General features: G+C 54.3%; 11 protein-coding genes and 1 tRNA gene. 7 read left to right on the plus strand and 5 right to left on the minus strand.

Annotated features, from left to right (window positions below; genetic code table 11):
• Positions 1-43: 43 nt before the first annotated feature.
• Together VNL73_02185 and VNL73_02190 are read right to left on the minus strand one after the other, a co-directional pair.
• Positions 44-1339 (minus strand): citrate synthase, encoded by a 1296-nt coding sequence (locus tag VNL73_02185; GenBank protein ID HXF48220.1) that lies wholly within the window; start codon positions 1337-1339, stop codon positions 44-46.
• A gap of 126 nt (positions 1340-1465) precedes the next feature.
• On the minus strand, positions 1466-1765 hold the full coding sequence (locus VNL73_02190) for a hypothetical protein (GenBank protein ID HXF48221.1): 300 nt from the start codon (positions 1763-1765) through the stop codon (positions 1466-1468).
• Positions 1766-2008: 243 nt separating this feature from the next.
• On the opposite strand from VNL73_02190, the gene VNL73_02195 reads away from it, so the two are divergent.
• The 6 genes from VNL73_02195 to VNL73_02220 all read left to right on the plus strand — a co-directional run bounded on the left by VNL73_02195 (position 2009) and on the right by VNL73_02220 (position 8530).
• On the plus strand, positions 2009-3499 hold the full coding sequence (locus VNL73_02195) for a leucyl aminopeptidase (GenBank protein ID HXF48222.1): 1491 nt from the start codon (positions 2009-2011) through the stop codon (positions 3497-3499).
• An 84-nt stretch (positions 3500-3583) separates the two neighbouring features.
• Positions 3584-4051, plus strand: coding sequence for a ubiquinol-cytochrome c reductase iron-sulfur subunit (locus VNL73_02200; GenBank protein ID HXF48223.1), 468 nt, complete (start codon positions 3584-3586; stop codon positions 4049-4051).
• A 6-nt stretch (positions 4052-4057) separates the two neighbouring features.
• Positions 4058-5413, plus strand: coding sequence for a cytochrome b N-terminal domain-containing protein (locus VNL73_02205; GenBank protein ID HXF48224.1), 1356 nt, complete (start codon positions 4058-4060; stop codon positions 5411-5413).
• A gap of 65 nt (positions 5414-5478) precedes the next feature.
• Entirely contained in the window at positions 5479-6615 is a 1137-nt protein-coding gene (locus VNL73_02210; GenBank protein HXF48225.1) for a T9SS type A sorting domain-containing protein, read from the plus strand.
• Between the two features lie 38 nt (positions 6616-6653).
• The gene (locus VNL73_02215; GenBank protein HXF48226.1) at positions 6654-7082 is read left to right on the plus strand and encodes an archease; all 429 of its coding nucleotides are present in this window, start codon (positions 6654-6656) and stop codon (positions 7080-7082) included.
• Complete coding sequence (locus VNL73_02220) at positions 7079-8530, plus strand: RtcB family protein (GenBank protein HXF48227.1); 1452 nt, start codon at positions 7079-7081, stop codon at positions 8528-8530. Before VNL73_02215 ends, VNL73_02220 begins: the two co-directional genes overlap by 4 nt.
• Positions 8531-8701: 171 nt before the next feature.
• Here VNL73_02220 and VNL73_02225 read toward each other — a convergent pair whose 3' ends face one another.
• The 3 genes from VNL73_02225 to VNL73_02235 form a co-directional block, all read right to left on the minus strand.
• Positions 8702-9421, minus strand: coding sequence for a DUF1573 domain-containing protein (locus tag VNL73_02225; protein HXF48228.1), 720 nt, complete (start codon positions 9419-9421; stop codon positions 8702-8704).
• Between the two features lie 38 nt (positions 9422-9459).
• Positions 9460-10461, minus strand: coding sequence for a cysteine synthase family protein (locus tag VNL73_02230; protein HXF48229.1), 1002 nt, complete (start codon positions 10459-10461; stop codon positions 9460-9462).
• 97 nt (positions 10462-10558) lie between these two features.
• Positions 10559-10633, minus strand: a tRNA-Cys gene (locus tag VNL73_02235).
• Positions 10634-11052: 419 nt separating this feature from the next.
• On the opposite strand from VNL73_02235, the gene VNL73_02240 reads away from it, so the two are divergent.
• Positions 11053-12477, plus strand: coding sequence for a tyrosine phenol-lyase (locus VNL73_02240; GenBank protein ID HXF48230.1), 1425 nt, complete (start codon positions 11053-11055; stop codon positions 12475-12477).

Genomic DNA, 12477 nt, shown 5'->3' on the forward strand with positions numbered 1-12477 from the left:
GGATGCACGTTATGCTCGTTGCGGCCAGTCGCCGTTTCGTTTTTTATCCCCGACGCTCAATTGGAACAAAATCGCGCTTGTCGTAACCGAGATACACCTGGCGCGGGCGGGCGATTTTCTGCTCCGGGTCGAGGAGCATCTCCTGCCACTGGGCGATCCAGCCCGATGTCCGCGGGATGGCGAACAGCACCGTGAACGCATCGGTGGGAAATCCCATGGCCTGATAGATGATGCCCGAGTAGAAGTCGACGTTGGGATAGAGCTTTCGCTTTACGAAATAATCATCCTCGAGTGCGATCCGTTCAAGCTCGAGTGCAATGTCGAGCAGCGGATTGCGGCCGGTCACCGCGAACACCTGGTCGGCCGTCTCCTTGATGATCTTGGCGCGCGGATCGTAGTTCTTGTAGATACGGTGCCCAAATCCCATCAAACGCCCGCCCTCGCCCGATTTCACGCGCTTGATGAACTCCGGAATTTTGTCCTTCGAGCCGATCTCCGTCAGCATGCGCAAGACCTGCTCGTTGGCGCCGCCGTGGAGGGGCCCATACAGCGCCGCGGCCGCGCCGGCCATCGCCACAAACGGGTCGGCATGCGAGCTGCCGATGCTCCGCATGACGTTTGCGCTGCAGTTCTGCTCATGGTCCGCGTGCAGGATAAACAGGATGTCGAGGGCCCGTTCGAGAACCGGATTCGGCTTGTACTTGGGCTCCGTCATCTTGTACAGCATGTTCAGGAAGCTGCCGGTGTAGCTTAGTTCGTTGTCCGGGTACACGTACGGGAGTCCCAGTCGGTGGCGGTATCCGTAGGCGCCGATTGTCGGCATTTTCCCGATGAGCCGGTAGATCTGCAACTTGCGCGACTCCGCATCGTGGATGTTGCGTGCGTCCGGATAGAACGTCGAGAGCGCCCCAATCGTGCTGACGAGCATTCCCATTGGATGCGCGTCGGGGTGGAAGCCCTCCATGAATTTCTTGATGTTCTCATGCAACATCGTATGATAGGTGATGTTGTGGGTCCAGTCCTCCAACTGTGTCTTCGTGGGCAGTTCCCCATGGATTAAGAGATAGGCCACCTCCAGATAGGTGCACTTCCCGGCCAGCTGCTCGATCGGATAGCCGCGGTACCGCAGGATGCCTTTGTCGCCGTCGATGAACGTGATTTTGCTCTGGCACGACGCCGTATTCATGAACGCCGGGTCGTAGGTCATAAGGCCGAAATCCTCGTCGGATACCTTGATCTGACGGAGGTCCATCGCCTTCACCGTTCCGTTAGCAATGGGAAGGGAATACTCCCTGCCTGTCCGGCTGTCAATAACTTTGAGATGATCGGACTTGGTCATCTCCTTGGGGATATCGAACTGCTTCCCCGACTTGCTGTCCGTCACCTTCAGATGTTCTGCCATGATTGACTCCTTTCCTGTAATGTCATCTATTCTTGTATCTGCTTAAGCGATATAGGTTTCATTCTACCCAAGCATAGCGAATTCCCATGCCTCTGTCAATGACTCCACTAAATCCTTGACTGGTGCAGCGAACCAGCTTTTGGATATCCCGAGGAAAGTGGAGCAGCCGCCGGATGAGTTTTCCTGCAATTGCTGATCGGAACTGTGAGGAATCGCCGCTTTACTTTTCTGACGAGCCTCCTTTTTCCAAGTCAAGTTCTCCATATTCAGTTTGGCGGGCGGGCTCGACTTCCCAGATGTTTTTGAGCCGGCAAGGGGGATGCTCAAAACAATGGCCATTAGCAACGCTTTCGCAATTCTCATTGGCACCTTCTGTTTGTGGTTGGGTTCGATTTACAGCTAACCATTGTTTGTATAGTTTCCAGATAAAAACGCAGCTTTGTTTCGTATCCCGTTTCATTATGCAAAAATATAGCATGCCTCCGTAGCTCCGTCAAAGTAGTCAATCTTTCCGTTTCTTGTGTGAGGGGGGTCAAAGACACCGTTCACTAAGTCATTGACAGCTCCAAGCATCCTCTGTTTATTCGCCCTTTCAAGGAGAAAATTATGGAAATCAATGTGCAGGTTGGGAAGTTGGAGGAATTGAAGGCCGAGGCAGTTTATTGCCCGGTTTTTGAGGGAAACAAAATCGAGCCGGATTTTGCGGCTTTTGACAAAAAAACTGGCGGAGCTTTGGCACGGGTCTTGTCCACTGGTGATTACAAAGAAGGGCAAACGACCGTCGTCTATCTCAACGGCTCCATCAAACGTGCCATCCTCGATTGGTATGGCAAAAGGCGCTACGAAGCGGAAGCGACGCGGTGCGCCATCGGGCGGGTGGTCAACAAGGCGAATGAATTGGGACTGAAAGAACTCACGCTCGTTTACCCCAAAGCGCTCGCCGTAAGCGGGGCGGAAGAGCCGACCGTTGCAATGGTGGAGGCGGCGCTTTTGGCCAATTACAAGATGATGGAGTATATGACCACGCTGGACGAGCGGCAGAAATCCCGATTGAAGCGGCTGAACATTCTGGTCGCTAGCCGGGCGGTTGCCCAACGCACAGAGAAGGGGGTCAACCGGGGACGGATTGGGGCGGAGGCGACGATTCTTGCACGGGATTTGGCTAATTATCCCAGCAATTATCTGACGCCGACCCGCTATGCCGAAATTGCCAAAAGCGAGGGGAAAAAGTGGGGATTCAAGGTTCAGGTTTTGACCAAAGCGGAAATTGAAAAGCTTGGGATGGGGGCGCTTCTCGGGGTGGCGCGCGGTTCGGCGGAGCCGCCGGTTTTTATGATTTTGGAGCACAACCCTGACAAGCCTCGGCTCGATACCATCGTGCTTGTGGGCAAAGGGGTCACCTTCGACACTGGCGGCATTTCGCTCAAACCGGCCGACAAGATGGATGAAATGAAACAGGATATGTCCGGCAGCGCGGCGGTCCTTGCCGCCGTAGGTGCCGCCGCGCGGTTGAACCTGCCGGTTCACTTGGTCGGGCTGATGCCGGTGACAGAGAATATGCCTTCCGGCACGGCCACCAAGCCGGGGGATATTTTGAAGGCGCTGAACGGCAAAACCATCGAGGTCATCAACACCGATGCCGAGGGGCGCTTGATTCTGGCGGATGCTCTAACCTACGCCGAGCGATTCAAGCCGAAAGCGGTGGTGGATATCGCCACGTTGACCGGCGCCTGCCGGACGGCGTTTGCGGACGTTTGCGCCGCCGTCTTGGGCACCGACCAGCGGCTCGTTGACCGGCTGAAGAAGGCCTCCGCGCAGACCTTCGAGCGGCTCTGGCAGATGCCGCTTTATGATGAATACGACCAGCTTATAAAAAGCCAGATAGCGGACGTCAAAAACTCCGGCGGGCGGTACGGCGGGGTTATCACCGCCACCCGATTCCTGAAAAAATTCATCGGCGACTATTCCTGGGCGCATATTGACATCGCCAGCGTCGATTTGGAGGAACGTGGAAGACCGTACGTCCCGAAAGGGGCGACCGGTTTCGGCGCTCGGCTCTTGTTGCAATTCGTGGAGAATTGGGCCAAACGGAACTGACGGCCGCAGCGGTGTTTTGTTCAACAAAGGCCTCCGGCGTGCGTATCAGCAAAAGGAGGCCTTTTTGTTTTTTGAAAGGATAGGATGGAAGAGTTAGGACGGCGGGATTTTTTTGGCTTGATGGCGAAGGGGTTGGGGGCTTTTGTAACAGCGCTTTTGGCCGTGCCGCTCGGCGGTTTCGTGTTAAGCCCCGTTTTGCGCAAGGAAACCGAGGGCAGTTGGGTCTCACTCGGCAGTGCCGACAAGTTCGCATCCGAACGGCCTGTCCGCGTCGAATATTCCTACGAAAAGCAGGACGGCTGGATGAAAACGAAAGTCAGCCGGTATGCCTTCGTCGTCCAGCGTCCGGAGGGACTGGCCGTTTTCTCCCCCGTCTGCACCCACTTGGGCTGTTCGGTCGGCTGGAACGAGGAGAAAAAACATTTCAACTGCCCCTGCCATGGCGGGGTGTATGATGCGGCGGGAAAAGTTCTCTCTGGCCCACCGCCCAAGCCCTTGACGCAATTTGAAACGAAAGTGGAAGAGGGCAAACTGTTCATTCGCGTTGCATAAGGCCGGATGAAAAAACTGTATCGTTTTCTGGATGAACGGCTGGGCTTGGAAGCGTTTGCCAATTTCTGGCTGCGCAAACTTTTGCCCCCTTCCACTAACTGGCTTTTTACGCTGGGAGGTGCGGCGCTTTTTCTTTTTGCCGTCCAGATAGCCACCGGCATTTTTTTAGCCCTCTATTACGCCCCGACGCCAGACGGAGCACACGCCTCCGTCACTTACATTCAGGAAAAAGTGCTCTTCGGAAAAATCATCCGGGGCATCCACAACTGGGCGGCGTCGTTTTTGATGGTCATCGTGCCGTTGCATTTACTGCGGGTTTTCTTCTGGGGAGCTTACAAAAAGCCGCGCGAGCTGACCTGGATTTTCGGCGTGTGTCTTTTTCTTTTGACCGCTGCCTTTGCCTTCACCGGCTATCTTTTGCCGTGGGACCAGAAAGGATATTGGGCCACCGTGGTCGGAACCAATATGATGGGGTTGGTGCCGGTTGTTGGGGAGTATATCCTGAAAATCGTGCGGGGCGGGATGGAATTGGGCGCTTTGGCTTTGACCCGCTTCTACGCCGTCCATGTGCTTATCCTTCCGGTGCTTCTGATATTCTTTCTCGGGTTGCACCTCTTTTTGATTTCCAAACACGGCTCGGCTGGAAGCTGGGATGAAAGCAGAAACGATTTATCCAAAGGTTTTCCCTTTTATCCCAAGCAGGCGGGGCGGGATTTGGCGATTTCGTTTGCACTGATTTCCGCCCTGTTGATTCTGGCTTGGAAAATTGGCGCGCCGTTGGATGAGCCGGCCGACCCGGCGGACGAAACCTACATCCCCCGGCCGGATTGGTATTTTTTGTTTTTGTTTCAATTGCTGAAATATTTTCCCGGGAAGTGGGAAATATTCGGCGCCCTTGTGATTCCCGGCGTTTTTGTTACGCTTCTTTTGCTTTTGCCGTTCATTGATAAAAAACCGCGCAAAGCCCCGTACCGCCGTCCGCTGGCGTTGCTTTTTGGCGGCGGAGCGGTTTTTGCCTTTGTGTTTTTGACCCTGCTTGCCGTCAAGGAGGATTTGAAAATCCGGGCCGAGCAGGCGGAGGCGGCCCGGTTCGACCCTGCATGGGCGCAGGAGGGTGAGAAACTTTTTACCGATAACGGTTGCGACGGCTGTCATCTGGAAGGGGGAAGGAAGACGGGAACCGGGCCGTCCTTAATCGGCTCCGCCCGGCGGCATCCGCAGGAGTGGTTAATCCAACACTTTAAGGACCCGAAATCCGTTTCTCCCGGTAGCACCATGCCCAAGTTTGATTACCTACGGGAGGAGGAGATGATTAAGCTGATACATTACATAAAGAGCTTGAAAAAGATTCCGCCAAACTGAATATAAGCAGAGGCTTGACACCTTCAATCCCGCTTTCTATTTTCCCGATCCACAAAGGCCAAACAATGCACCGGTTGCAGGCAGGAATAATCGGATTAATCCTCTCGGGTTCTCTAATTGCCCTTGCCGAGCCGGCTCCCGTTAAATACCTGACCGGACAGACAGAAGCCGGACAGCCGCACTTGTACTGGTTCGGCGCGGCGGCGGTGGAAAACCCCATTGAATTTGATGATGGAGTCCCGAACGTTTTTGCCAATGTGTCCGATTTCCATACCGACAATCAGGCCTTGATTCGGGTTCAATCGTTCCTCCCATCGCAACCAATTTTAATTTCAGAGATTAAAGCATTGGTTGCTCCGAGCACCGGAAGTGATAGTTCCATGTTTATCCTTTCCGTCCGGAGGGACACCGGTTCGTCCGTCCCAGGGGAATATCTGTTCTTGGATACCGTTGCCATCGACTGGAACGGCCAGTCGTCCTTCTGGGCAAGCGCGGAGCCATTTGTTTCTCTGTTCGAAGAAGGGGATTTTTGGGCCGGATTGCAATGGATGCCTGCGACACCTTCCAATCCTCTGCTTGGCCGCGATTATTCCGATCCGGGACCCACCTCCTACATTTGCACGCTGGGGGTATGCAGTCCACCTTATTTAGGGCTGTGGATGATTCGAGCTAAGGTAATGCACAACGATTCAGCAGCTGAAGCAGCCGACGGCTTTCGGGTTTATCGTGGGGTTGATTCAAATTCAATTATAAACATCGCGACAGTCGGGCCGGGACAATTTGACTATTTGGATTCCCCGCCGACTTCGGGAGTGTACTTTTACCGGGTCAGCCGATTGGAAAATGGAGTTGAAAGCCCCATGTCCAAAGCCATTCAATTGACAGCTTCACCTACATCTGTTGAGGGTAAAGAAACTGGAAAACACGCTTTTCTGCTCTCCGAGCCGTTTCCCAATCCAACCTCGGCGGGGGTACTTTTCACGACGCGGACGGACAAACAAATGGAGTTGGGATTTTCGATTTACAACCTGCTCGGACAGAAGGTGTATTCCAGACCGGCGGCCGGGTATCCGGCCGGGGAGCATCGGTTTTTCTGGGACGGGCAGGAAGGTTCCGGCCGACGGCTTCCCTCCGGGATGTACCTCCTCCGCTTCCAAGCCGGGGAGGAAGTTTTGGTCAAAAAGATAACGCTACTCCGTTAAATCTCCTTTTCCTTGTTTTCATGCTTTATATTTAAAGCATGGGACGTTACGAATTCATCCCCGGCGTGGCGATTGCCGATTTGGCCTTTGAAGTTCATGCCGAAAGCCTAAATGAGTTGTTTTCCCTTTCCGCCCAGGCACTTTTTGACGCGATGGTGGAGTTGCAGGATGTCCGTCCAGAACACGAAGTCAGGATTTCCCTTACCGCCGAAAAGCTGGACAACCTGCTTTTTGACTGGCTGGCGGAGCTGGTCTATCAAAAAGACCTCGACGCCCAGCTATTTTCCCGATTTGAAGTTTCCATAGACGAAAATCGGAACTGTAAATTGGAGGCCACCGTCCGGGGAGAACCGATTGACCCCGCCCGGCACCAGCTAAAAACGGATGTCAAGGCGATAACCTACCACATGTTCAAACTGGAAAAGAAAGAAAACGGCTATTACGCCCGGGTGGTTTTGGACACATGAAAATGAAAATTTCCGAAGTCGAGCCGGGGGTTTGGGAAATCCCCCCCACGGAAAAGCCGGGAATGCGGGTGCCGGCGCGAATTATCGCCACCAAAGAACTCATTAACACGATGGATGAAGGGGTCTTCAACCAGGTGACCAACGTGGCTTGTTTGCCCGGGATCGTCAAATACGCGCTTTGCATGCCGGACGGCCACTGGGGATACGGCTTTCCAATCGGCGGGGTGGCCGCCTTCGATTTGAAGGAAGGGGTGATTTCTCCGGGAGGCATTGGTTTCGACATCAACTGCGGGATGCGCCTCGTCCGCACAAACCTTGTTTTGCAACAGGTCGAGCCGATTTTGGAAAAGCTGATGGATACCCTCTTTGAGCTCGTCCCGGCCGGTGTAGGATGCAAAGGGCTGTTGAAGCTGAATAAAAAGGAGTTCGCCGAAGTGGTGGAAGAAGGGATCCCCTGGGCTCTCCGCCGGGGGTACGGCTGGCCGGAGGACGTGAATTTCATCGAACAGGGGGGTGGGCTGCCGGGGGCCAACCCTGAAAAAGTGAGCGAAAAGGCGCTTTCGCGGGGAATGGAGCAATTAGGCACCCTCGGCTCCGGCAATCATTACCTCGAAGTGCAGGTGGTGAAGGAAGAAAACGTTTTTGACTGGGAAACGGCCAAAAAATTCGGCATAGACCGCCCCAATCAAATTGTGGTGATGATTCACTGCGGCTCCCGGGGCTTCGGCCATCAGGTCGCCACCGATTATCTGCGGGTGTTCGAAAAGGCGATGCCCAAATATGGCATCACCGTCATCGACCGGGAATTGGGCTGCGCCCCCTTCAGCTCTCCCGAAGGAAAGGATTATCACGCGGCGATGCTCTGCGCCGCCAACGCCGCCTTTGTCAACCGGCAGATGATTATCCATCGCATCCGGGAAGGGTTTGAAAAGGTTTTTAAAAAGTCGGCCTGGGAATTGGGGATGCATACCGTGTATGACGTGGCGCATAACATTGCCAAAGTCGAGGAGTACGAAACAAACGGCCACCCCAAAAGACTGCTTGTGCACCGCAAGGGGGCCACCCGTTCTTTTGGCCCCGGCGACCCGGAGCTTTGTCCCGTCTACCGCGAAATCGGCCAGCCGGTCATTGTCGGCGGTTCCATGGAGACCGGTTCCTACCTTTTGGTTGGAACTAAAAAAGCCCATGAGATGACCTTCGGTTCCACCCTGCATGGCTCCGGGCGGACCATGTCCCGCACACAGGCCAAAAAAAAGATCCACGGGCGGCAACTGCAAGAGGATATGCGAAAGCGGGGGATTTTGGTCAAAACCGTTTCTTATACCGGATTGGCGGAAGAGGCCGGACTGGCCTATAAGGACATCGCCGCCGTGGTGGATGCCGTGCACCAAATCGGCATTTCACGCAAGGTGGTGCGCTTAAAGCCGATTGGCAATATCAAGGGGTAAGTACTGCCGAAGGCGGCCATTTTGCTGGCCGCCGTTTCCATGCAAAAATAAAATGAGGGCGTTGCTCTGGCAGGGTAGAGGGGGCTAGGAAACTACCCTGGAATCAGAGGTTCACCCTCAAAACGACAATATGCCCCGCCGGGGCAGGGTTGTCAACCGAGAACAAAAGCCCTATTTGGGCGAAACGTAAAATCCCTGAATCGGGATTGAAAACCGACTTTTCTTTTGGTCGTCGCAAACCACCGTAAAGGAAGTTCCGAATTCGCCAGCCGGCGGAGCTTTGTCCAAAACGATTTCTATTTCAGCTTCCTTGCCGGGGGCCAGTTTTTTCTTTCGGGCCTTCAAATCCACATAGTCCATCGGCTGTTCGGCAATGCTGAAGCTGACGGCCTGGGAATCGATGTTGGTCACCTTGACCGAGGCCCGTACCGGGAGCTGGCGAATGGTGTCAAACTTGATGAAAAACGGATCGAAGGCCAAAAGGGTTGAGGGAACAGAAACGTTGGCCAAAAAAGTGACGTCGATGAACGGCTCAATCGGGTCGTTGGATTCGACATATACGGCCTTGGAAACGGGGCCCTGGTAACTGCCGGAACTGAAGGTTACTTCCAGCTGAGTGGTGTCCCCGGGGGAAAGGACGGTCTTGCGCAGAGGGGCCGCCGTACAGCCGCAGCTTTTACGCACGTTGGTGATTCTCAACGTGTCGTTCCCCACGTTTTTCAAAAGGAAATTATGGGTGACCTTGGCGCCCCGCGGAATGAAACCAAAATCCCAGCTTTTCTGGGAAATCTCCAATCGTCCGGCCTTGATGTTCTGCTGGGGCTGCTCCTGGGCAATCACCAAGCCGAAAACCAAGACCGCCAATAAAGCCGTAAAGAAAACCCTTTTCATACTTGCTCCTCGTTTTTCATTGTCCATTCTCTTATACCCTAACGCACCAACGAAGTTTTTGTTTGTTTTTTTGTCAAGTAGCCGGAGGCCTCCATCCATTCATCGTTAAAATACCGTGAGAGGTATCTAAGCCCGGTATCCGGAAAGACCGTGACCATGACGGCTGGCCCCGTCAATTTTTTTCCGGATTCCAAACAGGCCCAAAGGGCGGCGCCGGACGAGCCGCCTGCCAGTACTCCTTCCGATCGAGCCAGCTCCCGGGTCAGCCGAAAAGCCGCTCCATCCTCCACCTCCACCACTTCATCTATGATGCTTGTGTCCAATGCTTCCGTTACCATCTCGGACCCAATACCCTCTAATTTATACGAACTTGGCCGGATTTCAACCCCTTTTTCTATGTAGGACTTGAAAACTGACCCTTTCGGGTCGACGGCAATTACCCTGATATTCCGGTTTTTTTCTTTAAGAAACCGCCCGGTTCCGGACAGGGTGCCGCCCGTGCCGATGCCGGCGATAAAGACATCCACCTTTCCATCCGTTTGCTCCCAAATTTCCGGCCCGGTGGTCAGGTAGTGGGCTTCCGGGTTGGCTTGGTTGTGGTACTGGTTCAGCCGGAACCCGCCACTCCGCCGGGCTATTTCGTCCGCCCGGGAATAGGCGCTTTCCGGGTCGGCAATCGGCACGTCCGATGGGCAGGTCACCACCTCCGCCCCGTAGGCCCGCACGAGATTGATTTTCTCCTCGCTCATCCGGTCCGGAATGGTCAAAACCGCCCGGTACCCTTTTACGGCGGCAAAGATCGCCATTCCGATACCGGTGTTTCCAGAGGTGTTGTCCACCAGAGTGTCCCCCGGTTTGATACGTCCCTCTTTCTCTGCCCGGGAGAGGATGTGGAAGGCCATCCGGTCCTTGACCGATCCCCCCGGATTGAACATTTCCAGTTTGGCCAGAATGGTCAGATGTTGATACGGGTTTAATTTTTGAATTTTGACCAGAGGCGTTCCACCAGCCAGTTCCAGGATGTTTTCAGCCGTTTGCATTTTCTTGTTCCCCCAAATTATACACGGCAGAAATCAAGTCAATCTTTAATTGAATCGACGGGTATTTAATGGGGAAACGGGACGCTTCCTGGACAATTGGAGGCGGCTTCCGGATTCGAACCGGAGAATAGAGGTTTTGCAGACCTCTGCCTTACCACTTGGCTAAGCCGCCCGGACTGACTCAATTTATTCAAATCCGATTGATATGCAAGTAATCCCAACATCTTCCTGCCGGAGTGTGGAAGGGGTGCTCCTCAATGATTCGTAGGGGCGCTAAAATTACCACAAGTGCCCGGCCCTTCCCGTCCGGGGAGAGGGTGAATTCGCCTAACCGCTTGTTCCAAGGAGGGTTGCCCCGGCCTAAAAAAATGGCCTAAAGTATCAATCTTTGCTTGACGATAGTTTTCCTGTAGCATATCTTATTGTTGACATACTCAGTGGAGGGACTGTATCCTCTGGTATGGAGAAGACCGATGAGACCCGAACGTGGCCGGAGCAAACCGAGGCGCAATACAGGCAGCGCCCGGGAAACATCGGCCCAAAAAACGGATCATAACCAACCCCCCCCTTTCCCCCATTTACGGAGCGCCCATGAGACATCTTCCCGAGCCGTTTAAAATCAAAGTCGTCGAGCCCATCAAAATCACCACCCGCGCCTACCGCCAAGAGGCTATCCGGGAAGCCGGTTATAACACGTTTTTGCTGAAAAGCGAGGATGTTTACATCGATTTGCTAACCGACAGCGGCACGTCCGCCATGAGCGACGCCCAGTGGGCGGCTTTGCAAATGGGGGATGAGGCGTATGCCGGCAGCCGGAACTTTTACGATTTGGAAAAGGCCGTGCGCGAAGTATACAGCTACCGCTACTTCGTCCCCACCCATCAGGGACGGGCGGCGGAGCATATCATGTCAAAGCTTTTGATCAAACCGGGGGACTATGTCCCCGGCAACATGTATTTCACCACCACCCGGTTGCATCAGGAACTGGCGGGAGGGAAATTTGTGGATGTCATCATCGACGAGGCGCACGATCCGTACAGCCCGCACCCCTTTAAGGGGAATGTCGATTTGGCCAAGCTGCAGCGGCTGGTGGAAGAAGTGGGAGCCAAGAAGATTCCCTACGTCAGTTACGAAACCTGTGTCAACATGGCTGGCGGACAGCCGGTTTCGATGGCGAATCTCAAAGAGCTGCGGGCTTTTTGCAACCGGTATGGAATAAAAATTATGCTGGACAACACCCGCACGGTGGAAAACGCCTATTTCATCCAGCAGCGGGAAGAGGGATACAGCCGGAAATCCATAAAAGAAATCGTGTACGAACTCTGTTCGTATACGGACGGCTGCACCTGTTCGGCCAAGAAGGACGGGCTGGTCAACATCGGCGGATTTCTGGCGATGAATGACGAGGATTTTTACATCCAAGCCAAGGAGCAGTGCGTCATTTATGAAGGGCTGCACACCTACGGGGGGATGAGCGGGCGGGACATGGCGGCTTTGGCGCAGGGGATTCGGGAATCGGTGGCAACGGACGAGTACATCCGTTACCGGGTGGAGCAGACCCATTATTTTGGACAGCTTTTGCTGGAAGCAAAAATTCCCCACGTCATCCCGCACGGGGGGCATGCCATCTTTTTGGACGCAAAGGCGTTTTTGCCCCATCTTTCGCAAGAACAGCTCCCGGCCCAGTCGCTGGCGGCGGCCATTTATGTGGAGACCGGCGTGCGGGCGATGGAGCGGGGGATTGTTTCGGCCGGACGCGACCCGGTTACGGGAGAAAACCGCAAGCCGAAGCTGGAGCTGGTGCGGCTGACCCTTCCACAGCGCGTGTACACGCAAAGTCATTTGGATTACGTGGCGGAAGGAATTATTGAACTCTACAAAAACCGGGAAAAGATCAAAGGGTTGCGATTTGTTTTTGAACCGAAAGCCCTGCGCTTCTTTCAAGCCCGCTTTGAGCCGGTGGAGACCGTCCGTGTGGGACGCTTGGAGGACGGCGCCGTTGCGACAAGGAAATAG

Source organism: Verrucomicrobiia bacterium (genome assembly GCA_035574275.1).
Classification (GTDB): Bacteria; Zixibacteria; MSB-5A5; order DSPP01; family DSPP01; genus DSPP01.